Below are 21,949 nucleotides of genomic sequence, written 5' to 3' on the forward strand. Positions count from 1 at the left end.
GGCATGAAGCAGGGCCTGTCGCTGCGGGTTTCGCAGCACCTGGCGCTCACGCCGCAGCTGCAGCAGTCGATCCGCCTGCTGCAGTTGTCCACCCTGGAGCTGGCGCAGGAGGTCGAGCAGATGCTCGACGACAACCCCTTCCTGGAGCGCCAGACCGAGGAGGCGCAGCGCGAGGAGTTCGGCCTGGACAGCGCCGACGCGCCGCCGCCGCGCGAGGAGCGCGAGGACGCCGAGCCGTCCCTCGCCGTGCCGGGGTCCGACGGCGCCGTCGCCGGCGGCGATGCCGACGCGCCCGTGGCCGATGCCGTCGACGCCGAGCCCGACTGGGAGGGCGACGGCAGCGTCGACCTGGCGCCCGATGACAGCGAATGGGGCGGCGACGCACTGCCGCGCAGCAGCGGCAGCGGCGACGACGACGAGCGCGCCGACGCCACCGAGCTGGCGCGCAGCCACGAGTCGCTGCAGGAGCACCTGCACCGCCAGGCCCTGTCCCTGCGACTGTCGCCGGAGGACTCGGCCGCGCTGCGCTTCCTGATCGAGTCGCTCGACGACGACGGCTACCTGGAGGACTCGCTGCCCGCCCTGGCCTCGGCGCTGGCCGGCGACGACAACGACCAGTTCGACGAGCTGGTGCACCACTTCCAGGTCGCGCTGGGCCTGCTGCAGAGCCTGGAGCCGGTGGGCGTGGGCGCGCGCGACCTGGGCGAGTGCCTGGCCATCCAGCTGCGCGCCGGCGCCGCCGACGACGAAGGCGACGAGGACGCGATGGAGGTGCGCAAGATCGCGCTGGCCATCTGCAAGCAGCCGATGGAGCTGCTGGCGCGGCGCGACTTCCGCCGCCTGGCCGCGCTCACCCGCGGCAGCGAGGACGAGGTGCGCCAGGCGATGCAGCTCATCGCGAAGCTGGAGCCCAAGCCGGGCCGGCGCTTCGTCGACGTCGAGCGCAACGTCATCGTGCCCGACGTCATCGTCACCCGCAGCGGCCGCGGCGCGAACATGAAGCTGCGCGTGCAGCTCAACCCCGACGTGATGCCGCGCCTGCGCGTGCACGACATCTACGCCGGCGCGCTGAAGGCGCACAAGGGCGAGGGCGGGCAGGCGCTGTCGCAGCGGTTGCAGGAGGCGCGCTGGTTCATCAAGAACATCCAGCAGCGCTTCGACACCATCCTGCGCGTGTCCAACGCCATCGTCGAGCGGCAGAAGAACTTCTTCGTGCACGGCGAGCTGGCGATGCGCCCGCTGGTGCTGCGCGAGATCGCCGACGAGCTGGGCCTGCACGAGTCCACCATCAGCCGCGTGACGACGGCCAAGTACATGGCCACGCCCTTCGGCACGGTGGAGCTGAAGTACTTCTTCGGCTCGGCCCTGGGCACCGAGACCGGCGGCAACGCCTCCAGCACCGCGGTGCGCGCCCTCATCAAGCAGTTCGTCGGCGCCGAAAGCGCCAAGAAGCCGCTGTCGGACAGCCAGATCTCCGAGATGCTCAAGGAGCAGGGCATCGAGTGCGCGCGCCGCACCGTCGCCAAATACCGCGAGGCGCTGCGCATCGCGCCGGCGAACCTGCGCAAGGCGCTGTAGGGCCTGCCCTCCGCCCGCGCGCCGTCAGTGCTGCGTGACGACGATGGGCGCGCCCTTCGTGATGATCATCGTGTGCTCGTACTGCGCGGACAGGTTCCCGCGGGCGCCGGCCAGCGTCCAGCCGTCGGAGGTCTCGGTGACGGTGCGGCTCTTGGTCGACAGGAAGGGCTCGATGGTGATGACCATGCCTTCCTGCAGGATGCGCCGGTCCGCGGGGTCGAAGTAGCCTGCGATGTGGTCCGGCGCCTCGTGCAGTGCGCGCCCGACGCCGTGGCTTCCGAGGTTCTCGATGACCTTGAAGCCGTACGCCTTCGCGGTGCGCTCGATGGCCCCGCCGATGCCGTTGACCGGCTGCCCCGCCCGGGCGCGCTTCATGGCCTCGGCGAGCGCCGCGCGGGTGGCATGGCACAGGCGCGTCTTCTGCGCCGTGGAGGGCGGCACGACCGTCGTTCCGCCGGTGTCGGCGAAATAGCCGCCGAGCTCCGCCGACACGTCGACGTTCAGGACGTCGCCGGCCCGGATGACCCGGTCCCCGGGAATGCCGTGCGCCGCCTGCTCGTTGATGCTGATGCACGTCGCGCCCGGGAAGCCGTAGGTCAGCCTCGGCGCCGACTGCGCGCCGTGCTCCTCCAGGAGCCGTTCGCCGAGCCGGTCGAGTTCGCGGGTGGTCATGCCGGGTTCCGCGGCATCGAGCATCCGCTGCAGCGTCAGCGAGACGATCCTGCCGATGCGTTTCAGTGCGACGACGTCGTCTTGGGTTTCGATAGTCATGAAGGGTCCTGTTGCGTCGGGGCCGATTCTGACCCGATGCCGGCGCCGTGAAAACAGCGCCGCCGGGCCGAGGTCGAAACTCGCGCCCGGCGGTGGCTGGGATGGGACGCCTCAGCCTTCGTCCAGCAGATGGCGCTTGTCGACCACGTCGGCCCAGGCATCGGCATCGGGCAGGGCCTCGTGGCCGCGGACGATCAACGGCCAGACCTTGGCGAGCTGCGCGTTCAGCGGCAGGAAGTCGCGCTGGTCCGGCGGCGTGTCCTCGTCGAAGAAGATCGCGTGCACTGGGCACTCGGGCACGCACAGGGCGCAGTCGATGCAGTCGTCGGGGTCGATCGCCAGCATGTTCGGCCCCTCGCGGAAGGCGTCGACGGGGCAGACCTCGACGCAGTCCGTGTACTTGCAGCGGATGCAGGCCTCGGTGACGACGTGGGTCATCGCGCGGGCCTGCCCCGAATCAGCGGACCGCCGGCTGCAGCAGCGGGTCGGCGTGTCCCGCCGCGCTGCGCCCGGCCAGGCCCAGCACCACCTGCCAGGCCATCGCGACCGCGCCGACGATGAACACCACGTCGCCGAAGGTGCGCACCCAGCGCAGCGTCACCAGGATCGGCTGCTGCATGAAGGCCTCGCTGCGGGCGTACCACAGGCCCTCGGTCACGCTGGCGTGGAACTGGATGAAGCCGATCGGCAGCAGGCTGGTGGCGATCATCAGCACCAGGCCGGCGTTCAGGCCCCAGAAGGCGGTCTTCATCAGCCCCTCGCTGAACACGAACTGCGGCCGCACGTAGCGCAGCACCAGCAGCGTGAAGCCCAGCGCCAGGAAGCCGTAGACGCCGAACAGGGCCGAGTGCGCGTGCACGGGCGTGGTGTTCAGGCCCTGGATGTAGTACAGCGAGATCGGCGGGTTGATCATGAAGCCGAAGACGCCCGCGCCCAGCATGTTCCAGAAGGCCACGGCGACGAAGCAGGCCAGCGGCCACTTGAGGTTCGCCATCCACGGCGCGCGGGTCTTCAGGCGCGAGTTCTCCCAGGCCTCGTGGCCCAGCACGATCAGCGGCACCACCTCCAGCGCGCTGAAGGCCGCGCCCACCGCCATCACCGGCGTGGTGGTGCCGGCGAAGTACAGGTGGTGGAAGGTGCCCGGGATGCCGCCCAGCAGGAACAGCGACGCGGAGGCCAGGCTGGCCGAGGTGGCCATCGACCGCGACACCAGCCCCATGCTGCTGAAGACGAAGGCCAGCGCGGTGGTGGCGAAGACCTCGAAGAAGCCCTCCACCCACAGGTGCACCACCCACCAGCGCCAGTACTCCATCACCGACAGGCTGGTGCGCTCGCCGTAGAACAGGCCCGCGCCGTAGAACAGGCCGATCGCGCCCACCGAGGCGGTGAGCAGGGCCAGCAGGTTCTTGTCTTCCTTCTTGCCCGATGTGCTGCGGGCGAACAGCGCCGGCAGCACGCCGCGCAGCATCAGCACCAGCCACAGCAGGATGCCGACCCACTTGAGGATCTGCCAGATGCGGCCCAGGTCCACGTACTCGTAGCCCTGGTGGCCGAGCCAGAAGTTCCATTCGGCCGGCATCCTGTGCGCGATGGCCAGCCAGTTGCCGACGAAGGAGCCGACGCACACGAACACCAGCGCCCAGAACAGCACGTCCACGCCCAGCTTCTGGAACTTCGGGTCCTTGCCGCCGTTGATGACGGGCGCGAGGAACAGGCCCACGGCGAGGAAACCGGTGGCGATCCAGAACAGCGCGCTCTGGATGTGCCAGGTGCGCGTGAGCGAGTAGGGGAACCACTGCGACACGTCGATGCCGTAGAACTGCTGTCCCTCCAGCGTGTAGTGCGCCGTGAAGCCGCCGATGAACACCTGGAAGACGAACAGCGCCACCACCAGGAACAGGTACTTGCCCAAGGCGCGCTGCGAGGGCGTGAGGGCGAAGGTTGTGAGCGGGTCGCGCGCGGGGGCGGCGGGCTGCGGCTCGTCGTGCCGGCGCAGGAAGGACCAGCCCCACACCAGGAAGCCCACGCCCGCCAGCAGCACCACCACGCTGGCGATCGACCAGACCACGTTCTCGCTGCTGGGCACGTTGCCGATCAGCGGCTCGTGCGGCCAGTTGTTGGTGTAGGTCACCTTGCTGTTCGGGCGCTCGGTGGCGGCGGCCCAGGCGGTCCAGAAGAAGAACTGCGTGAGATGCTGGCGCCGCTCGGCGCTGGGCAGCGTGTTCTCCTTCATGGCGAAGTTCTCGCGGCTCTTCTTCAGCGCGGGCGCGTCGGAGAAGAGCTGGTCGTAGTAGGCGGCGACCTGGGCGATGGCCTCGGCGCGGCGCTCGCTCACCACCAGCCTGTTCTCGCCGTCGACGCGGTTGCCGCGGTACTCGGCGCGCAGCTCGGCGCGCAGCGCGCCCTGGCGGCTGTCGTCCAGCTCGGCATAGGGCTTGCCGTGGCGCTCCTGCGCCGCCAGGTCGAGCCAGGCGCTCAGCTCGCGGTGCAGCCAGTCGGCCGTCCAGTCGGGCGCCTGGTAGGCGCCGTGGCCCCAGATGGAGCCGAGCTGCATGCCGCCCACCGACTGCCAGGCGGTCTGGCCGTCGAGGATGTCCTTCTCGGTGAACAGCGCCTTGCCGCTGCTGCTGGCCACCTGCGCGGGGATCGGCGGCGCCGAACGGTAGATGTCCGCGCCGAAGTAGCCCAGCAGCGAGAACATGACGATGCACAGGCCGATCAGCGTGTACCAGTGCTTCTTGTAGGGACCCATGGTGTCTTCTCCTCGTGGGGGTTCAGTGCACCTGCGCGGGCGCGAAGCGCTCGAACAGGATGTTGTTCTCGGTGTGGATGTGCGCCATCAGGTCCTCGCGGAAGGTGCGCAGGCCGGCGTACAGCGCGCGCCAGGTGGTGCAGGCGCCCTGCGGCGCGGCGATGTCGTTCGTCAGCTCGGCCAGGCGGCGCAGCTCGGCGCCGTGGCTGTCGTGCTCCGCGCGCATGACGCCGATGGGCATGCCCGCCATGCGGCCCTGGCCGCGGGCGAACATGGGGAACAGCACCGCCTCCTCCTTGCGCATGTGGCTCTCCAGCTCCTGCGCCATGGCCTCCAGGTGGTCGGCCAGGCCGTGCGGGCAGTCGGCGCGCTCGCCGTGCACCTGCTCGACCTTGCGCGCCAGGCGGATCAGCTCGGGCAGCTGCTCGCGGTGCACCGCGTGGTAGCGCGCCAGGATGTGGTCGACCAGCTCGGTGTCGGTGGCTGCGCTCCAGTCCTGCGCAGCGCCGGCCTCGGTGCGCTGCTGCAGCGCCTGCAGCTCGGCGGCGATCGGCTCGGCCGCGATGCCGAGGTCCTGAGCCGCCGTGCGCAGCGTGCGGTTGCCCGCGCAGCAGAAGTCCAGGTGGTGCTGGTCGAACAGGCGCGTCGCGCCCGGGATGCGGCGGGCCAGCTGGCCCAGCGATTGATCGAGATAGTCCATGGGGGTCTCCTTGGTGGGGTGGGTACGTGGGGCGCCGGCCTGCTCACAAGAAAACGCCGGGCCGCCCCAAGTTTTCTTGCCCCCCTCGGGGGGCGGGCTGGGCGCAGCCCGGCCCTGGGGGCACTCAGAGCCTCCCGGGCCGGTAGACGCCGGGCACGCCCTCGCCGGTGACTTCGAGCACGCCGACCGCGCCCTTGCCGGTGCGCGAGAGCGCGTGGTCCACCAGCAGGTAGCTGCCGGGGTGCTCGACCTTGAGCTCGACGATGGTGGCGCCGCCCGGGGCCACCAGCGTGGTCTGCACGTCGTTCTTCAGGCCGGTGAGCGAGGCCTCGCCGTGGACCTTGTCGAAGATCTCGCCGATGACGTGGAAGGACGCCACCTTGTTCGGGCCGCCCACGCCGAAGTAGATGCGCACCGTCTCGCCCACCCTGGCCTGCAGCTTGTGCGTCTTGCTGAGCGCGCCGACGGCGCCGTTGAAGACGTAGTAGTCGGGCAGCTCGTTGGACATCTTGTCCAGGTCGGGCTCCTGGTGCACCTTGGCGCCGAAGGGCCGGTGCGTGTACATGTCGCCCTGCATCACGTAGTACTCGCGGTCCACCCTGGCCAGGCCCGCCTCGGGCTCGACCAGGATCATTCCGTACATGCCGGCCGCGATGTGCTGCGGCACCAGCGGCGTGGCGCAGTGGTAGACGTACAGGCCCGGATTGAGCGCCTTGAAGGTGATGGTCTTCTCGGTGCCCGGCGCCACCTGCGTGTGCTCGCCGCCGCCGTGGCCGCCGGTCACGGCGTGCAGGTCGATGGAGTGGATGGCCTTGCTGTCCCTGGCGTTGGCCAGCGTCAGCTCGATGGTGTCGCCGACGCGGGCGCGCAGCATCGGGCCGGGCACCTGGCGGTCGAAGGTCCAGTAGGTGAAGCTGGTGCCGTCGTCGAGCTTGCCGGCCAGCTCCACCGTCTCCAGGCGCACCTTCTGCGTCTGCGGCGCGCGCGCGCCGATGGCCGGCGGCACCTTGGCGGGGTCGGCGGAGACGTCCACCGCCGCCGGGTCGGCCCCGCGCTGCGGCACCGGCGCGGGCGTGTACAGCGCCAGCGCCGCGTCGGTGGAGGCGCGGGCCGGGCTGGCGGCCACGGCCTCGCCCGTCACGCGCAGCCTGCCCTCCATGCCGATCTGCCGGTGGCCGGGCACCGAGCAGAAGTAGGTGAACTCGCCCGGCTGCGTCACCTGGAAGCGCACGCTCTGGCGGCCGGTGCCCGCGCTGAACTTGGGCGAGGCCACGTTCAGCTCGGTGATGACCAGGTCGTGCTCGGCGCCCTCGCCGCTGTCGAGCAGGATCTCGACCGTGTCGCCCACCGCCGCGTTCAGCGTGGGGTTGACGGCGCCCTTGTCGTCCACGTAGACCATCTTGCCGTCCACGATGTTGGTGTGCAGCACGAAGCGCTTGGCGGCGGCCTGCGCGGCCTGCGCCGGGGTGCCGGCGGGCGCGCCCGCCTGCTGGGCCGGGACCGCCGTCGCGCACACCAGTGCGGCGATGGCCACGGCGATGGGGAGAAGACGTCGCGGGGACATGATGAAAACCTCTCTCGGTCGGTTGTGTGATGCCTGCCTTCTTGCATGGCCCGCGCCAGAAAAAATTCCTTTCCCTTCAACGGGTTGCAAAAGTGATGGTTAAAATGACCATTGCTTGAGAGGGTTAAAAAAACCCTGAAAGGTATTAATTACCATGAACCCCGTCCACGCCCTGCTGCTGGCCGACCTGGCGGCCGACCTGCCGGTGGCCGTGCGCTCGCAGCGGTTGGTCGAGACCCTGCGCCTGCACTTCGGCTGTGGCGCGGTGGCCCTGCTGCGGCTGGACGGCGAGGGCGAGCTGCTGCGCCCCGTGGCGGTGGACGGCCTGACCAGCGACGCGCTGGGCCGGCGCTTCGCGATCAAGGAGCACCCGCGCCTGGCGGCCATCCTGCAGCGGCGCGAGGTCACCTGCTTCCACCACGACAGCGGCCTGCCCGACCCCTACGACGGCCTGGTGATCGAGCGCGCCGGCGAGCCGCTGCACGTGCACGACTGCATGGGCGTGGCGCTGGACCTGGAAGGCCAGCGCTGGGGCGTGCTGACGCTGGACGCGCTGACCGTGGGCACCTTCGACGAGGCCATGCAGCTCGAACTGGCGCAGTTGCAGCCGCTGGTGGAGGCGGCCGTGCGCGTGTCGCGGCTGGAGCTGGCGCTGCGCGCGGCCGCGCAGCAGTCGGCCGGCGCGCTGGCGGCCGGCGGCGCGGCCTCGCGCGAGGAGGGCGAGATCGTCGGCCAGAGCGAGGCCATCGCCCACCTGCTGCACGAGCTGCAGGTGGTGGCCGACTCCGAGCTGCCCGTGCTGCTGCTGGGCGAGACGGGCGTGGGCAAGGAGCTGTTCGCGCACCGGCTGCACCGCCTGTCGCGGCGCGCGCGCGGGCCGATGGTGCACGTCAACTGCGCGGCGCTGCCCGAGTCGCTGGCCGAAAGCGAGCTGTTCGGCCACGTGCGCGGCGCCTTCTCCGGCGCCGTGGGCGACCGGCCCGGCCGCTTCGAGGCGGCCGAGGGCGGCACGTTGTTCCTCGACGAGGTGGGCGAGCTGCCGCTGGCGATCCAGGCCAAGCTGCTGCGCACGCTGCAGAACGGCGAGATCCAGCGCCTGGGCGCCGACCAGCCGCGCAAGGTGAACGTGCGCGTGATCGCCGCCACCAACCGCAGCCTGCGCGAGCAGGTGCGCGACGGCGCCTTCCGCGCCGACCTGTACCACCGCCTGTCGGTCTACCCGATCCCCATCCCGCCGCTGCGCGAGCGCGGCAGCGACGTGCTGCTGCTGGCGGGCCGTTTCCTCGAACTCAACCGCGCGCGGCTGGGGCTGCGCAGCCTGCGGCTGTCGGCGGCCGCCGAGGAGGCGCTGCGCAGCTACCCCTGGCCGGGCAACGTGCGCGAGCTGGAGCACGTGATCAGCCGCGCCGCGCTCAAGGCCGTCAGCCGCGGCGCGGCGCGCACCGACATCGTGACCCTGGCGCCGGAGCTGCTGGACCTGGACCCGTCGGTGCTGCCGTCCGCGCCGCCGGGTGCGGCGCCGCTGCCGCCCGCCGCCGCCGGCAGCCTGCGCCAGCAGGTCGAGGCCTGCCAGCGCCAGGCGATCCACGAGGCGCTGGCCGCCCACCAGGGGCACTGGGCCGCCGCCGCGCGCGCGCTCGGGCTGGACGCCAGCAACCTGCACAAGCTGGCGCGCCGGCTCGGCCTGAAGGCCGCCGGCCGGCCCGCGGCGACAATCACCACCCCGCCGACCGCCGCCGCTTCGTGAACGACCTTTCCCTTTTCCTGCCCTGCGCCGCCGGCGTGGAGGACTTCCTCGCGCAGGAGGTGCATGCCATCACCGGCCGCGCCGGCGCCGACCTGCAGGTGCTTCGCGCCGGCGTGCGCGTGCACGCCGCCTGGCGCGACGTGCTGGCGCTCAACCTCAAGAGCCGCCTCGCGCAGCGCGTGCTGGTGGAGCTGGCGCACGCCCCCTACCGCAGCGAGGACGACCTGTACGCGGCCGCCGGCGCGGTCGCCTGGGAGGCCTGGTTCACCCCGCGCCAGACCTTCAAGGTCGAGACCACCGCCGCCGGCAGCCCGCTCAAGAGCCTGAACTTCGCCACCCTGCGCATCAAGGACGCGGTCGCCGACCGCTTCCGCGCCCGGGCCGGTGGCGTGCGGCCCAGCATCGAGACGCGCAGCCCCGACGTGCGCGTGTTCGCGCATCTCGCGGCCGACCGGCTGAGCCTGTCGATCGACACCAGCGGCGAGGCCCTGTTCAAGCGCGGCTGGCGCACCGACAAGGGCGATGCGCCGCTCAAGGAAACGCTGGCCGCCGCCATGCTCGCCGCCAGCGGCTGGTGGGACCCTGAGACCGGCGCCGTGGCCGACCTGCCCCTGTACGACCCCTGCTGCGGCAGCGGCACGCTGCCCATCGAGGCCGCGCAGATCGCCGCCGGCCTGCCCGCCGGCGGCCAGCGCCGCTTCGGCTTCGAGCGCCTGCTGCCGCACCGCGCCGAGCCGTGGGCCGCCCTGCGGGCCGAGGCGCAGGCCGCGGCCACCGCGGCGGCGATGCGCGAGGTGCCCATCTTCGGCAGCGACGTCTCGCACCGCATGGTCGACTTCGCGCAGCGCAACGCCGAGCGCGCGGGCGTGGCCGGCCGCGTGCAGTTGCGCGGCGGCGACGCGCTGCAGCGCATGCCGCCCTCGGAGCGGCCCGGCGTGATGCTGCTGAACCCGCCCTACGGCGAGCGCATCGCGCCCGGCGGCTTCGCCGGCGCGGGCCGCGGCGCGCGCGAGACGGCGCAGACCGGGGACGACGGCGGCGAGTTCTTCGTCCGCCTCGCCGCCCACTGGAAGAAGCACTACGCCGGCTGGACCGCCTGGGTGCTCACGCCCGACATGAAGCTGCCGCAGCGCATGCGCCTGAAGGAATCGCGCCGCGTGCCGATGTGGAACGGCCCGATCGAATGCCGCCTGCTGCGCTTCGACATGGTGGCCGGCTCGGCGCGCGAGAAGCCGTGACGCACGCGCCCGCCGTCGTCCTCGACACCAACATCGTGCTCGACCTCTTCGTCTTCGCCGACGAGGCGGCGGCCGGCCTGCGCGCCGCGCTGGAAGCGGGCGCGCTGCACTGGATCGCCACCGCCGAGATGCGCGGCGAGCTGGCCCGGGTGCTGGCCTACCCGCAGATCGCGCCGCGCCTGGCGCACCACGCGCTCAGCGCCGAGGCGGTGCTGGCGCGCTTCGACCGCCATGCGCGCATCGCCGAGCCGGCGGCCAAGGCCCCCTTCACCTGCAAGGACCCGGACGACCAGCGCTTCGTCGACCTGGCCGCCGCGCACGGCGCCTGGCTGTTGAGCAAGGACAAGGCCGTGCTCGCCCTGGCGCGCCGGCTGGCCCGCGTGGGCGCCACGGTGGCGCGGCGCTGGCCTTAGAGACACTGAAGACTTAACCGTAGTCCACCTCGTCGCGGTACGCCGGCTCCTTGCGCAGCGCCCAGTAGGCGTCGTGCAGGCGCTGCGTGACGGGGCCGGGAAAGCGCGGCAGCGGCACGCCGTCGAGCTTCGCGATGGGCAGCACGCCGCCGCCGGTGGAGCTGAGGAACACCTCGTCGGCCGCGCGCACCTCGGCCACCGGCAGCGGCGCCACCCGCAGCGGGAGGCCCAGCTTCCCGCACAGCTCGATCACCGTGCGGCGCGAGACGCCCTCCAGCACGCCGCGGTCGGCCGTGCGCACCTCGCCGTCCTTGACGATGAAGACGTTGAAGCCCGGCCCCTCGGCCACGTTGCCCTGCGCATCGACCACGCAGCTCGTGTCGCGGCCGCGGTCGTAGGCGTCGAACAGCGACTGCACGAGGTCGATCCAGTGGTAGTTCTTCACCGTCGGGTCGACCGACTCGGGCGCGATGCGCACGCGCTCGCTGATGTGCAGGTCGATGCCCTCGCGCTGCTTGTCGGGCGGGGCGATCCACACGTAGGGCAGGGCGTAGGCGTAGAAGCGGTTCTCGGCCAGCCGCGGGTCGCGCGCGCCCTTGGGCGGCACGCCGCGCGTGCACACCATCGCGACGTAGCAGTCCTTCAGGCCCGAGGCGCGCACGCAGCCGTGCAGGATGGCGCGCAGCGCCTCGCGGCTGTACGGGATCGACATGCGCATCTTCTCCAGGCTGGCGAAGAAGCGGTCCATGTGCGTGTCGAGCCGGAAGAAGGCGCCCTCCCAGGTGCTGGCCACGTCGTAGGTGGCGTCGGAGCGGGTGAAGCCCCAGTCGAACAGCGAGACCTTCGCTTCCGACAGCGGCACGTAGGCGCCGTCGGCGAAGGCGCAGCCGCCTTCGTGCAGGCCGGTGGGCGGGGAGGGAGGCAGGGTCATGGCGGATGTCCTCGGGGGCGTCGTGTCAGGAGCTGGATGCCGGGCTCAGATGCCACTGCGCCAGCAGCCGCGCCACCGCGCGCACGCGCTGGGTGTCGCGGCCCCAGCGGCGCCCGCGCGGCAGCCGGCGCAGCCAGCGCATGCGCTGTGCCGCGATGGCGATGCGGTGGCGCACCTCGGGGTCGGCCGGCGCCAGCGCGGCGTGCCAGTCGGCGCGCGCGGCCTGCGGCGCGGCAGCGTCGATCAGCAGCGCGGTGGAATGCAGGTAGCTCAGCCAGTCGCGCGCCTGGCATTCGGCCAGCGACAGCACCTCGCCCGGGTCGTCCTCGAAGTCGATGAAGCCGATCACCTCGTCCGGGCAGCGCATCAGGTTGCGCGCGAAGGCCTGGCTCAGGTAGCAGCCCTGCGCATGCACGGCGGCGATGGCGTCCAGCCCCTCGCGCCAGGCCACGCGCAGCGCGGCCGGGCCGCTGGCGGCGGCCTGGTCCAGCCGCTCGTTGAAGACCAGTGCGCCGCGCCCGCCTTCGCCCAGGTCGCTGATGAGCAGGCCGTCGGCCTGCTCGGCCAGCACGCGCGGCACGCGCACGCCGGCCTCGGCCAGCGCGCGCAGGCGCCGCGCCTCGGTGGCGATGGCCGCCTCGCCGCCCAGGTTGGGCACTGGCGTGAGCACGTCCAGCCGGAACACCCGCGCCAGCAGCGCCAGCAGCCGGTAGCGCAGCAGGCTGTGGCGCGGCCCGGCCTTCTTGAGCCACACCCGCTCCTCGCCCAGGCGGTGGGAGGCGACGCCGCGCGTCTGCCGCGGCAGCGTGGCGGCGAGGAACGCGGCGTAGTCGCCGGCGCGCACGTCCCGGGCCGTGGCCGCCATGTCCATCATGCCGCCGCCACCGGCTGGAAGCTCTGCGCGCTGGCCATCGGCCAGTAGGTGCGGAACACGGTGTACAGCCCGTCCAGCGGGCCCAGCAGCGCGCCGGGCTGCACCTGCATGATCAGGTTGGACAGCAGGCGCACCTCGGTGTCGGAGATGCGCCGCACGATGTGGTGCGCGGTGATCTCGCGCGGGTGCGCCAGGCCGGCGGCCTGCACCAGCTCCTGCAGCGCGTGCAGCGTGCTCTGGTGGAAGTGGCGCACGCGCTCGGCCTTGTCGGGCACCACCAGCGCCTGCTGGCGCAGCGGGTCCTGCGTGGTCACGCCGGTGGGGCACTTGCCGGTGTGGCAGGCCTGCGCGTGGATGCAGCCCAGCGCCATCATGAAGCCGCGCGCCGCGTTGCACCAGTCGGCGCCCAGCGCCATCATGCGCGCCAGGTCGAAGGCGGTGATCACCTTGCCGGCGCAGCCGAGCTTGATGCGATGGCGCAGGTTCACGCCGACCAGCGTGTTGTGCACCAGCTGCAGCCCTTCCTGCAGCGGGGTGCCCATGTGGTCGCTGAACTCCACCGGCGCCGCGCCGGTGCCGCCCTCGGCGCCGTCGACGACGATGAAGTCGGGCACGATGCCGGTGGCCAGCATCGCCTTGACGATGGCGAACCACTCCCACGGGTGCCCGATGCACAGCTTGATGCCGGTGGGCTTGCCGCCGGAGAGCTCGCGCAGCCGCGCGACGAACGCCATCATCTCCAGCGGCGTCGCGAAGGCGCTGTGGGCGGCGGGCGAGATGCAGTCCACGCCCGCCGGCACGCCGCGCGCGGCGGAGATCTCCGCCGTCACCTTCGCGCCCGGCAGCATGCCGCCGTGGCCCGGCTTGGCGCCCTGGCTGAGCTTGATCTCGATCATCTTCACCTGCGGGTCGCGCGCGTTCTCGGTGAAGCGCGCCTCGCTGAAGCGGCCGTCCTCGTCGCGGCAGCCGAAGTAGCCGGAGGCCACCTGCCAGACCAGGTCACCGCCGTGCACGCGGTGGTGACGGCTGATCGAGCCCTCGCCCGTGTCGTGCGCGAAGCCGCCCAGCTTCGCGCCCCGGTTCAGCGCCATGATGGCGTTCGCCGACAGCGCGCCGAAGCTCATCGCCGAGATGTTGAACACGCTGGCGCTGTAGGGCTGGGCGCAGTCCTCGCCGATGACGATGCGGAAGTCGTGGCCGTCCAGCCGCGACGGCTGCAGCGAGTGGTTGATCCACTCGTAGCCGTGGCGGCCCACGTCCAGCTGCGTGCCGAAGGGCCGGTTGTCCGGTTCGCCCTTGGCGCGCTGGTAGACCAGCGAGCGCTGCGCGCGCGAGAAGGGCGCCGCCTCGGTGTCGCTCTCGATGAAGTACTGGCGCATCTCGGGGCGGATGTACTCCAGCAGGAAGCGCAGGTGCCCGATGACCGGGTAGTTGCGCAGCACCGCATGGCGCGTCTGCCGCAGGTCGTGCACGCCGGTGCCGGCGAGCACCGCGAACACCGCCAGCGCGAGCCAGGCGGCCCACAGGTGCGGAACCAGCAGCGCCGCGGCGAGGCTGGCCGCCAGGCCGGCCACGCACAGGGCGAAGCTCAGGTAGCGGAGGGGGGGCAGGGGGTTCATCGGGCCATCTTCTTTCGGGGCGTGGCTGCGTGCTGCATGATAGGGCGCTCATCTTCGAGCCTTCCCATGACAGCCGATCCACCCGCCGACGCCGCCCTGGCCCCTCTCTCCACCGACGATTTCGACTTCCTCGACGACGAGCTCGACGCCATGCGCGAGCAGGGCGCCGAGGTGCCGCAGTGGGAGTTCTGCGACGGCTTCATGACGGCGATGGTCTGCACGCGCCGGCCGATCGAGCCGCAGGAATACTGGCCGGCGCTCTTCGGCGAGGGCTTCTCGCCGGCGCAGCACATGGAGTTCGTCTGGCGCTGGCGCCGACGCTGGCGGCAGATCGAGGTCGCGCTGGACGCACCGGACCTGGACGCACTGGAGGACGAGCGCTGCCTGCAGCCCGAGTGCCTGGACCTGCGCGGCGCCATCGCCGCCCTGCCCGAGGACGAGCGCGCCGACGCGCCGGGCGACGGCGACATCCCCGCCTTCGGCCAGATGTGGGCGCTGGGCTTCCTGGCGGCGGTGGAGCAGTGGGCCGACGACTGGGCGCCGCCGCGCGACAAGGAGGTCGCCGCCATGCTGGAGGACGCGCTGGAAGCCATCGAGGTGCTGGCCGGCGACGACACCGCGCCGCCGGCCGTCTCCATGTACGCCGAAGACGGCCCGCCCACCGTGAGCGAGCAGCGGCTGGAGGACTTCGGCGAGGCGATCTGGGCGGTGTACGACCTGCGCCAGCTCTGGAAGAGCCTGGGCCCGCGCGTGCAGGCCGCGCGCAGGGCCGACGAGCCGGGCCGCAACGACCTGTGCCCCTGCGGCAGCGGCAAGAAGTACAAGAAGTGCCACGGCGCGTAGAAGGTCCACGGCGTTCCGGCAGGAAGCGTGGGGCCTTGGCATCGGGCGTTTGACAGCCTGCGTCCGCTGAGCCCCAATGGCCGCATGGATCTTGAACTCGCAGGCAGGCATGTTCTCGTCACCGGCGGCAGCAAGGGCATCGGCCTGGCCTGCGCGCGCGGCTTTCTGCGCGAGGGCGCGCGCGTCAGCCTGGTGGCGCGCAACGAGGCCGCGCTGGCCGAGGCGGCGCTGTCGCTGGCCGACGCCCGGCCCGACGCCGCGCTGCAGGTGGCGACCTTCTCCGCCGACCTGAGCGACCCGCTGGCCGCCGTCGCGGTGCTCGACCGCATCGAGCAGGCGCACGGGCCGGTGGACGTGCTGGTCAATGCCGCCGGCGCCGCGCGGCGCACGCCGGCCGACGAACTGGACGCCGCCCGCTGGCACGCCGCCATGCAGGCCAAGTACTTCACCTACATCCACATGATGGACCCGCTGGTCAAGCGCATGGCCGCGCGCGGCGCCGGCGCCATCGTCAATGTGGTGGGCGCGGGCGGCAAGGTCGCCAGCCCCATCCACCTGGCCGGCGGCGCCGCCAACGCGGCGCTGATGCTGGCCAGCGCCGGCCTCGCCAACGCGTACGCGCGCCGCGGCGTGCGGGTGAACGTGGTCAACCCCGGCCTCACCGCCACCGAGCGGCTGCAGGAAGGCCTGGCCGCCGAGGCCCGGCACCGCGGCGGCACGGTGGAGGAGGCGCTGGCCCGCGCCGCCGAGCGGCTGCCGCTGGGCCGCATCGCCGAGCCGGAGGAGATCGCCGACGCGGTGCTGTTCCTGGCCTCGGCGCGCGCCAGCTACGTCACGGGCGCGGTGCTGTCGATGGACGGCGCGGCGGTGCCGACGGTGGTGTGAGGATGAACGCCCGGCTTCGGCACTATTGCGCAAGGCCGGCTCCGGACTAACCCGGGTGGTGGATGCGCGCGGCGCGATCAGTTGTTACTGTTCGCAACATCATCCCTCGACCTCGCACCACCACCATGCTGTCCATCGCCCAGAAGGCCGACATCCTGCGCAAGGCTGGCATCGCGCAGGTGCCCCCGCCGCCCGCCGCCGCAGAGGCGTCAGCCGACGACGACTGGGAGCGCGCCATCGACGCGCTCTATGCCGAATACACCGCGGCCCGCGCCGCCCGCAGCCTGCGCGAGGCCGAGGCCGCGCGCCAGCAGGAGATGCTGCGCCGCATGGCGTGGACCACCGCAACGCATTGACGGCCGCGCCGTCAGATGTTGAAGGCGCGCTGGGTCTCGGGGCGCACGAGGTCGACGTACTCGCGGTGCTTGCGGATGTAGCCGGCGATGAACTGGCAGGCCGGGATGACCGGCTGGCCCTCGGCCCGCGCCGTGTCCAGCACATGGCGGGCGATGGCCGAGCCGATGCCGCGGCCCTCGAAGGCCGGCAGCACTTCCGTGTGGGAGAACAGCACCCCGTTGGCCAGCTGGCTGAATTCGACATACGCGGCCAGCGTGTCGCCGGCCCAGGCTTCGTGGCGGCTCTGGTCGGCGTTGAGGACGAAACGCAGGTCGTCGTTCGCGGGCGTGTTCATCGGGCAGTCTCCAGTCGGTTCGCGCGAGGTTCAGGGTAAGCCAGATGGCCTCAGCGTGCCAGCAACCCCGCGAGCACGCGCAGGGCATGGTGCACGGTGGCGGCGCGCACGGCGGCGCGGTCGCCCTCGAAGCGGCGGCGGTCGGCCTGCACGGCGCCGTCCACGCTCCAGCCGAACCACACGGTGCCTACGGGCTTGTCGGGCGAGCCGCCCGCCGGCCCGGCGACGCCGGTGACGGCCACCGCCACCTGCGCCGCCGACCGGGCCACCGCCCCGGCAGCCATGGCGCGGGCCACCGGCTCGCTCACGGCGCCGTGCGCGGCGATGAGGCCCGCATCCACGCCCAGCAGTTCCGTCTTGGCGGCGTTGGAGTAGGTGACGAAGCCGCGCTCGAACCAGTTGCTGGAGCCGGCCAGGTCGGTGCAGGCGGCGGCGATCAGGCCGCCGGTGCAGCTCTCGGCCGTGGCCATCATGCGGCCCTGCGCCTGCAGCCGCTCGGCCAGGCGCGCCACCAGGGCGGGGGTGTCGAGTGCGTCCAGGTCCATCGCCGGGTCCTCGTCAGAAGAAGAAAAAGCGCCACGCCGCGATCGTCAGCAGCGTGCAGAAGGCCGCCGCCAGGTCGTCGAACAGGATGCCGAAGCCGGCCCAGCCCCAGCCCTCGTGCGGCGCGGCGCCGGCCGGGCGCTTGCACAGCCGGTCGGCCCAGCCCACCGGGCCGGGCTTGACGGCGTCGTAGAAGCGGAACAGCCCGAAGGCGACGGCCTGGGCCCAGAAGCCGGCCGGCATCACCAGCCACAGCACGATCCAGAAGGCGACCACCTCGTCCCACACGACGCTGGACGGATCGGCCACGTCCATGTGCCGCGCGGTGAGGGTGCAGGCCCACCAGCCGACCACCAGCGAGACGGCGATGACCGTGGCGATCGCCGCCGCCGACAGCGCCTGGCCCAGCAGCGCATACGCGGCCCAGGCCCACAGCGTACCGACCGTGCCCGGCGCCCAGCGCGAGAGGCCGGCGCCGAAGCCCAGGGCGATGGCGTGGGCCGGATGCGACCAGGCGAAGTGGAAGGTGGGGCGCGGGGATGGCAAGGAGGAGGAGGAAGAGGGAGGCGGGACAGGCGTGGCCTGGGGCGGGGGAGCGGACTGGGTCATGCGGGGCGCCGCGCTGGGGTGGGCCGGTATCGGACACGCGTTTGCGCCATGGAATGGTATCGGCTCGCGCCTGGCTGTCACGGGCCTTCCCGCGCGGGGACGGAGCGACGGGCCGCTATCTCGGCCTGTGCTTCCTCGCGTGGCGCGGCGCGGCCTCGGCGGCCGGCTCGGACGGCTGCGCGACGTGCACCGCCGTCTTGCTGCCCTGCAGGGCGGCCAGCAGGCCGGCAGGCGGCGGGATGTCGGTGAAGAACGCATCGATGTCGCGCAGTTCGCCGAGGCGCACGAGGGCGGGGCGGCCGAACTTGGAGTGGTCGGCCACCAGGAACACCTGCCGGGCCTGCGCCATGACCTCCTGCGTCACCCGGACCTCGCGGTAGTCATAGTCCCGCAGGGTGCCGTCCAGGTCGATGCTCGAAATGCCGATGACCGCGTAGTCGACGTTGAACTGGCGGATCAGGTCGATGGCGACCTCGCCCGTCACCCCGCGGTCGCGCGGCCGCACCACGCCGCCCACCACCGTGACTTCCGCCTCGGGGTAGTCGCACGTCGTCATGGCGACATTCAGGTTGTTGGTGAGGATGCGCAGCCCGCTGTGCCGGTGCAGCGCCTTGGCGACCTCTTCCGTCGTGGTGCCGAGGTTGATGAAGAGCGACGAGCGATCCGGGATGTGCTGCGCCACCAGCTCGGCGATGAGCCGCTTTTCGGTGGACAGCAGCGTCTGTCGCGTCGTGTAGGCCAGGTTGTCGGCGCCGCCGGGGAGGGTCACCCCGCCGTGATAGCGCCGCAGCAGGCCGAGCTGTTCGAGCTGGAGGATGTCGCGCCGGATCGTCTGCGGCGTGACCTCGAACGCGGCCGCCAGGGATTCGACGGAGCAGCTTCTTTCGCGCTTGACGCGCTCGACCAGCGCCTGCTGCCTGGGGTTCAGTCGCTCCGACACGGGGATTTACGGCCTTCTCTCGCTCTCAGCGGGTTGCATGCGGCTGCAGCTCCTCCCGAAAGGAGGAGGGCCGGGGGGCGCCGAATTCTACGAGGGGCCACTTTGGCGCGTTGATCGCTTGTTTTCGGATTGAACAATCAAGGGATTTCACTTAGAAAATTAACGAACATGTTCGCTTTTGTTCATTTACGATTTTGGCAACGGTTCGATTCGGTGCTCGTGGATGACGTCCACGGCCGGTCCGGCCGGTCGTGGAGAGCACATGCAGCAGACTGATCTCGTCTTCATCGGCAACGAGTGGGTCCGCCCCATCCAGGAGGGAGGCAGGCACCTCGTGGTCAATCCGGCGACCGAGGAGGTCATCGGCAGCGTGCCTTCGTGCTCCGCCGGGGATGTCGAGCGGGCCGTGCGTGCCGCGCGCGGCGCCTTCCCGGCGTGGTCGGCCCTGCCCGCGCAGGAGCGCGGCGCCCTGCTGCAGAAGGTGGCCCGGGGCATGAAGGCGAGGGCGGAGGCGTTCACACGCCTGATCACCGCGGAAGTCGGCATGCCGCTCGGGCAGTGCGGGAAGATGCAGGTGGCGGGGCCGCTGTACGCCTGGGCGCAGTACGCCCGGCTTGCGGCGGAGTTCGAGTTCGAAGCCCGGGTCGGGCATTCGCTGGTGGTGCGCGAGCCGGTGGGCGTGGTGGCCGCGATCACGCCCTGGAACTACCCGCTGCACCAGGTCACGTGCAAGGTGGCGCCGGCGCTGGCCGCGGGCTGCACCGTGGTGCTCAAGCCCGCCGAGACGGCGCCGCTGAGCGCGCTCCTGCTGGCCGAGGTCATCGAGGAGGCGGGCCTGCCGGCCGGCGTGTTCAACCTGGTGACAGGCGACGGGCCGACCGTGGGCGAGGCGCTGGCGCGCCATCCGCAGGTGGACATGGTGTCCTTCACCGGCTCCACGGCGGCCGGCAGGCGCGTCGCGCAACTGTGCGCTGCGTCGGTCAAGAAGGTCGCGCTCGAACTGGGCGGCAAGTCGGCTGCGGTGGTGCTCGACGACGCGGACTTCGCGGCGGCGGCGAAGGGCGTCGTCGCCTCCTGCTTCCAGAACGCCGGGCAGACCTGCTCCGCGCACACGCGGATGCTGGTGCCGGCGTCGGCCTACGAGCAGATCAAGCCGCTGGTCGCCGCCGCCGTCGCGGGCCACGCGGTCGGCGACCCGATGGAGGAAGGCACCCGCCTCGGGCCGCTGGCCAACAAGCGCCAACTGGAGCGCGTGCGCGCCTGCATCGACGCGGGCATTGCGAGCGGCGCGGAGCTGATCGCCGGCGGCAGCCAGGCGCCCGCGGGCATCGCACGCGGGTACTTCGTCGCGCCGACGGTCTTCGGCAAGGTCGATCCCGCCTCGGCGCTGGCGCGCGAGGAGATCTTCGGTCCCGTGCTGTCGATCCTGTGCTACCGCGACGAGGCGCACGCGGTCGAGCTGGCCAACGACAGCGACTACGGCCTGGCCGGCGGCGTGTGGTCCGGCGACGTGGAGCGGGCGCTGCGCGTGGCGCGCCGGATGCGAACGGGCCAGGTCGACATCAACGGCGCGCCCTTCAACATCCAGGCGCCGTTCGGCGGCTACAAGCAGTCGGGCATCGGCCGCGAGAACGGCGTCTACGGCATGGAGGAGTTCCTCCAGCACAAGGCCATCCAGATGCCGCTGCCCCCCAAGGCCGCCTGAGCCGCAGCGCGATGACGACGATGCAAACCGACACACGGGCCCCGCGGGCCGCGCTGCTGACCCTCGACGGCGTCAGGAAGGTCTTCGGCGGCGTGACGGCGCTCAAGGGCGTGAGCTTCGACGTGGGCGCACGCGAGGTGGTCGGCCTGATCGGGCCCAACGGCTCCGGCAAGTCGACCTGCGTGAACGTGATCTCCGGAACGATGCCGCCGACGGCCGGCGAGATCCGCCTCGGGGGCACCCCCATCCATGGCCTGCCGGCGAACCGCGTGGTGGCGCAGGGGCTGGCGCGCACCTTCCAGACCACGCAGATGTTCGAGGAGTTCACCGCGCTCGACAGCGTCCTGGTGGGCGCCAACCTGCGCTACCAGGGCAGCGTGGCCACCAACGTCCTCGGCCTGGCGGGGGCCCGCGCCGACGCGCAGCGGGTGCGCGGCGAGGCGCTCGAGCTGCTGGACTTCGTCGGCCTCGGCGGGCGCGGCGACGTGCGCGTGTCGATGCTCAGCGTGTGCGAGCAGCGCCTGCTCATGGTGGCCTGCGCGCTCGCCAGCCGCCCGGCGGTGCTGCTGATGGACGAGCCGGCCGCCGGCATGGTGGCGAGCGAGCGCCGCGTGCTGTCCGCGCTGATCAGGCGGCTGCCCGAGCGCGACGTGAGCGTGATGGTGATCGAGCACCACATGGGCCTGATCATGGAGGTGTGCCAGCGCATCGTCGTGCTCAACTTCGGGGAAAAGATCGCCGAAGGCACCCCGGCCGAAATCCGCAACAACCCGGCCGTGATCGAGGCCTACCTGGGACACCACGGCGATGCTGCAAGTCACTGATCTGGTCGTCGCCTACGGCAGCATCGAAGCGGTGCACGGCGTCTCCTTCGAGGTCGGGCAGGGCGAGTGCGTCGCCCTGATCGGACCGAACGGCGCCGGCAAGTCGACCACGCTGAAGGCGGTCTGCGGGCTCGTTCCCATCAAGGGCGGCGACGTGCGGTTCGAGGGCCGTTCGCTGCGTTCGCTGCCCGGCCACGAGATCGCGCACCTGGGCATCAGCATGTGCCCCGAGGGCCGCCAGGTCTTCGGCGAGATGAGCGTGCTCGAGAACCTGCGGATGGGGGCCTACAGCCGCCGCCGCGCCGGAGGCTGGCAGTCGGATCTCGACGAGATGCTCGGCCTCTTTCCGCGGCTGCGGGAGCGCATCGGCCAGAAGGCCGGCACCCTGTCGGGCGGCGAGCAGGAGATGGTCGCCATCGCACGCGCGCTCATGGCGCGTCCGCGGCTGTGCATCCTGGACGAGCCCTCGCTCGGCCTGGCGCCCAAGATCGTCGACGAGGTCGAGCAGATCCTGCTGGCGATCAAGGCCCGCGGCGTGACGATGCTGCTCGTGGAGCAGACCGTCTCCATGGCCCTGCGCGTGGCCGACCGCGGCTACGTGCTGGAGGCGGGGACCGTGCGCCTCGAAGGCGACAGCCCGAGCCTTCGCGGCAATCCCGAAATCAGCAACGCCTACCTCGGGCACTGACCGGCGCGAGCCACCCGTTTCGTCAACAGGAAAG

The 21,949-nt window shown here is 71.9% G+C and carries 22 protein-coding genes; 10 read left to right on the forward strand and 12 right to left on the reverse strand.

What is annotated here, in order from left to right; translation table 11 throughout:
- Window positions 1-3: 3 nt before the first annotated feature.
- Window positions 4-1,578 carry an RNA polymerase factor sigma-54 gene (locus Q392_RS07295; protein ID WP_038203838.1) on the forward strand — a complete coding sequence of 525 codons (1,575 nt, stop codon included), beginning with the start codon at window positions 4-6 and terminating at the stop codon, window positions 1,576-1,578.
- 24 nt (window positions 1,579-1,602) lie between these two features.
- Here Q392_RS07295 and map read toward each other — a convergent pair whose 3' ends face one another.
- From map to nirK, 5 genes are all read right to left on the reverse strand, one after another.
- Window positions 1,603-2,349 carry a type I methionyl aminopeptidase gene (gene map, locus Q392_RS07300; RefSeq protein ID WP_038203841.1) on the reverse strand — a complete coding sequence of 249 codons (747 nt, stop codon included), beginning with the start codon at window positions 2,347-2,349 and terminating at the stop codon, window positions 1,603-1,605.
- A gap of 111 nt (window positions 2,350-2,460) precedes the next feature.
- Entirely contained in the window at window positions 2,461-2,787 is a 327-nt protein-coding gene (gene fdxA / locus Q392_RS07305; protein WP_038203845.1) for a ferredoxin FdxA, read from the reverse strand.
- A gap of 19 nt (window positions 2,788-2,806) precedes the next feature.
- Entirely contained in the window at window positions 2,807-5,101 is a 2,295-nt protein-coding gene (locus Q392_RS07310; protein ID WP_038203848.1) for a nitric-oxide reductase large subunit, read from the reverse strand.
- A 22-nt stretch (window positions 5,102-5,123) separates the two neighbouring features.
- On the reverse strand, window positions 5,124-5,801 hold the full coding sequence (ytfE, locus tag Q392_RS07315; protein ID WP_038203850.1) for an iron-sulfur cluster repair protein YtfE: 678 nt from the start codon (window positions 5,799-5,801) through the stop codon (window positions 5,124-5,126).
- A gap of 124 nt (window positions 5,802-5,925) precedes the next feature.
- Window positions 5,926-7,365, reverse strand: coding sequence for a copper-containing nitrite reductase (gene nirK / locus Q392_RS07320; RefSeq protein WP_038203852.1), 1,440 nt, complete (start codon window positions 7,363-7,365; stop codon window positions 5,926-5,928).
- A 154-nt stretch (window positions 7,366-7,519) separates the two neighbouring features.
- Here nirK and norR point away from each other — a divergent pair, with 154 nt between their 5' ends.
- The 3 genes from norR to Q392_RS07335 are packed head-to-tail and all read left to right on the forward strand — an operon-like array spanning window position 7,520 to window position 10,763.
- A complete protein-coding gene (gene norR, locus Q392_RS07325; protein ID WP_051953054.1) occupies window positions 7,520-9,112 on the forward strand; it encodes a nitric oxide reductase transcriptional regulator NorR in 1,593 nt (530 codons plus the stop codon).
- Window positions 9,109-10,350, forward strand: a complete 1,242-nt coding sequence (locus tag Q392_RS07330) for a THUMP domain-containing class I SAM-dependent RNA methyltransferase (protein ID WP_038203863.1) — start codon at window positions 9,109-9,111, stop codon at window positions 10,348-10,350. The genes norR and Q392_RS07330 overlap by 4 nt, the downstream gene beginning before the upstream one ends.
- On the forward strand, window positions 10,347-10,763 hold the full coding sequence (locus Q392_RS07335) for a putative toxin-antitoxin system toxin component, PIN family (RefSeq protein WP_038203870.1): 417 nt from the start codon (window positions 10,347-10,349) through the stop codon (window positions 10,761-10,763). The genes Q392_RS07330 and Q392_RS07335 overlap by 4 nt, the downstream gene beginning before the upstream one ends.
- A gap of 13 nt (window positions 10,764-10,776) precedes the next feature.
- Here Q392_RS07335 and Q392_RS07340 read toward each other — a convergent pair whose 3' ends face one another.
- The 3 genes from Q392_RS07340 to Q392_RS07350 are packed head-to-tail and all read right to left on the reverse strand — an operon-like array spanning window position 10,777 to window position 14,187.
- Window positions 10,777-11,694 carry an aminotransferase class IV gene (locus Q392_RS07340; protein ID WP_038203875.1) on the reverse strand — a complete coding sequence of 306 codons (918 nt, stop codon included), beginning with the start codon at window positions 11,692-11,694 and terminating at the stop codon, window positions 10,777-10,779.
- A gap of 25 nt (window positions 11,695-11,719) precedes the next feature.
- Window positions 11,720-12,568 (reverse strand): BUD32 family EKC/KEOPS complex subunit, encoded by an 849-nt coding sequence (locus tag Q392_RS07345; RefSeq protein ID WP_245610660.1) that lies wholly within the window; start codon window positions 12,566-12,568, stop codon window positions 11,720-11,722.
- Window positions 12,565-14,187: an FMN-binding glutamate synthase family protein gene (locus Q392_RS07350; RefSeq protein WP_038203883.1), complete on the reverse strand. Its 1,623-nt coding sequence runs from the start codon at window positions 14,185-14,187 to the stop codon at window positions 12,565-12,567. The genes Q392_RS07345 and Q392_RS07350 overlap by 4 nt, the downstream gene beginning before the upstream one ends.
- Before the next feature lie 66 nt (window positions 14,188-14,253).
- Between Q392_RS07350 and Q392_RS07355 the strand changes: the two genes are divergently transcribed.
- The 3 genes from Q392_RS07355 to Q392_RS07365 all read left to right on the forward strand — a co-directional run bounded on the left by Q392_RS07355 (window position 14,254) and on the right by Q392_RS07365 (window position 16,271).
- Window positions 14,254-15,030, forward strand: a complete 777-nt coding sequence (locus Q392_RS07355) for a YecA/YgfB family protein (protein ID WP_038203886.1) — start codon at window positions 14,254-14,256, stop codon at window positions 15,028-15,030.
- Window positions 15,031-15,114: 84 nt separating this feature from the next.
- Entirely contained in the window at window positions 15,115-15,915 is an 801-nt protein-coding gene (locus Q392_RS07360; RefSeq protein ID WP_038203889.1) for an SDR family oxidoreductase, read from the forward strand.
- A 125-nt stretch (window positions 15,916-16,040) separates the two neighbouring features.
- Entirely contained in the window at window positions 16,041-16,271 is a 231-nt protein-coding gene (locus tag Q392_RS07365; protein WP_038203890.1) for a hypothetical protein, read from the forward strand.
- Window positions 16,272-16,282: 11 nt separating this feature from the next.
- On the opposite strand, the gene Q392_RS07370 is transcribed toward Q392_RS07365, so the two are convergent.
- The 4 genes from Q392_RS07370 to Q392_RS07385 all read right to left on the reverse strand — a co-directional run bounded on the left by Q392_RS07370 (window position 16,283) and on the right by Q392_RS07385 (window position 18,698).
- Complete coding sequence (locus tag Q392_RS07370; protein ID WP_038203892.1) at window positions 16,283-16,606, reverse strand: GNAT family N-acetyltransferase; 324 nt, start codon at window positions 16,604-16,606, stop codon at window positions 16,283-16,285.
- A gap of 50 nt (window positions 16,607-16,656) precedes the next feature.
- Window positions 16,657-17,151 (reverse strand): CinA family protein, encoded by a 495-nt coding sequence (locus Q392_RS07375; protein WP_038203895.1) that lies wholly within the window; start codon window positions 17,149-17,151, stop codon window positions 16,657-16,659.
- 13 nt (window positions 17,152-17,164) lie between these two features.
- Window positions 17,165-17,758: a phosphatidylglycerophosphatase A family protein gene (locus tag Q392_RS07380; protein WP_084216925.1), complete on the reverse strand. Its 594-nt coding sequence runs from the start codon at window positions 17,756-17,758 to the stop codon at window positions 17,165-17,167.
- Between the two features lie 115 nt (window positions 17,759-17,873).
- The gene (locus Q392_RS07385; protein ID WP_245610661.1) at window positions 17,874-18,698 is read right to left on the reverse strand and encodes a DeoR/GlpR family DNA-binding transcription regulator; all 825 of its coding nucleotides are present in this window, start codon (window positions 18,696-18,698) and stop codon (window positions 17,874-17,876) included.
- Window positions 18,699-18,960: 262 nt separating this feature from the next.
- Between Q392_RS07385 and Q392_RS07390 the strand changes: the two genes are divergently transcribed.
- Genes Q392_RS07390 through Q392_RS07400 form a run of 3 tightly spaced genes read left to right on the forward strand, consistent with a single transcriptional unit; the run spans window position 18,961 to window position 21,915 of the window.
- Window positions 18,961-20,403, forward strand: coding sequence for an aldehyde dehydrogenase family protein (locus Q392_RS07390; RefSeq protein ID WP_038203901.1), 1,443 nt, complete (start codon window positions 18,961-18,963; stop codon window positions 20,401-20,403).
- Window positions 20,404-20,414: 11 nt separating this feature from the next.
- Window positions 20,415-21,227 carry an ABC transporter ATP-binding protein gene (locus tag Q392_RS07395; protein ID WP_245610662.1) on the forward strand — a complete coding sequence of 271 codons (813 nt, stop codon included), beginning with the start codon at window positions 20,415-20,417 and terminating at the stop codon, window positions 21,225-21,227.
- The gene (locus Q392_RS07400) at window positions 21,211-21,915 is read left to right on the forward strand and encodes an ABC transporter ATP-binding protein (RefSeq protein WP_038203904.1); all 705 of its coding nucleotides are present in this window, start codon (window positions 21,211-21,213) and stop codon (window positions 21,913-21,915) included. The genes Q392_RS07395 and Q392_RS07400 overlap by 17 nt, the downstream gene beginning before the upstream one ends.
- Window positions 21,916-21,949 lie beyond the last annotated feature (34 nt).

It is taken from the genome of Xenophilus azovorans DSM 13620, from assembly GCF_000745855.1.
Lineage (GTDB): Bacteria > Pseudomonadota > Gammaproteobacteria > Burkholderiales > Burkholderiaceae_C > Xenophilus > Xenophilus azovorans.

Excerpts from the sequence above, each read along its gene's own strand:
- Q392_RS07310 (WP_038203848.1), bottom strand. The coding sequence starts at position 5,101 with ATGGGTCCCTACAAGAAGCACTGGTACACGCTGATCGGCCTGTGCATC.
- map (WP_038203841.1), bottom strand. The coding sequence starts at position 2,349 with ATGACTATCGAAACCCAAGACGACGTCGTCGCACTGAAACGCATCGGC.
- fdxA (WP_038203845.1), bottom strand. The coding sequence starts at position 2,787 with ATGACCCACGTCGTCACCGAGGCCTGCATCCGCTGCAAGTACACGGAC.
- Q392_RS07365 (WP_038203890.1), top strand. The coding sequence starts at position 16,041 with ATGCTGTCCATCGCCCAGAAGGCCGACATCCTGCGCAAGGCTGGCATC.
- Q392_RS07370 (WP_038203892.1), bottom strand. The coding sequence starts at position 16,606 with ATGAACACGCCCGCGAACGACGACCTGCGTTTCGTCCTCAACGCCGAC.
- Q392_RS07390 (WP_038203901.1), top strand. The coding sequence starts at position 18,961 with ATGCAGCAGACTGATCTCGTCTTCATCGGCAACGAGTGGGTCCGCCCC.
- ytfE (WP_038203850.1), bottom strand. The coding sequence starts at position 5,801 with ATGGACTATCTCGATCAATCGCTGGGCCAGCTGGCCCGCCGCATCCCG.
- Q392_RS07395 (WP_245610662.1), top strand. The coding sequence starts at position 20,415 with ATGACGACGATGCAAACCGACACACGGGCCCCGCGGGCCGCGCTGCTG.
- Q392_RS07295 (WP_038203838.1), top strand. The coding sequence starts at position 4 with ATGAAGCAGGGCCTGTCGCTGCGGGTTTCGCAGCACCTGGCGCTCACG.
- Q392_RS07350 (WP_038203883.1), bottom strand. The coding sequence starts at position 14,187 with ATGAACCCCCTGCCCCCCCTCCGCTACCTGAGCTTCGCCCTGTGCGTG.
- Q392_RS07380 (WP_084216925.1), bottom strand. The coding sequence starts at position 17,758 with ATGACCCAGTCCGCTCCCCCGCCCCAGGCCACGCCTGTCCCGCCTCCC.
- Q392_RS07360 (WP_038203889.1), top strand. The coding sequence starts at position 15,115 with ATGGATCTTGAACTCGCAGGCAGGCATGTTCTCGTCACCGGCGGCAGC.
- nirK (WP_038203852.1), bottom strand. The coding sequence starts at position 7,365 with ATGTCCCCGCGACGTCTTCTCCCCATCGCCGTGGCCATCGCCGCACTG.
- Q392_RS07355 (WP_038203886.1), top strand. The coding sequence starts at position 14,254 with ATGACAGCCGATCCACCCGCCGACGCCGCCCTGGCCCCTCTCTCCACC.
- Q392_RS07340 (WP_038203875.1), bottom strand. The coding sequence starts at position 11,694 with ATGACCCTGCCTCCCTCCCCGCCCACCGGCCTGCACGAAGGCGGCTGC.
- norR (WP_051953054.1), top strand. The coding sequence starts at position 7,520 with ATGAACCCCGTCCACGCCCTGCTGCTGGCCGACCTGGCGGCCGACCTG.
- Q392_RS07345 (WP_245610660.1), bottom strand. The coding sequence starts at position 12,568 with ATGATGGACATGGCGGCCACGGCCCGGGACGTGCGCGCCGGCGACTAC.
- Q392_RS07400 (WP_038203904.1), top strand. The coding sequence starts at position 21,211 with ATGCTGCAAGTCACTGATCTGGTCGTCGCCTACGGCAGCATCGAAGCG.
- Q392_RS07375 (WP_038203895.1), bottom strand. The coding sequence starts at position 17,151 with ATGGACCTGGACGCACTCGACACCCCCGCCCTGGTGGCGCGCCTGGCC.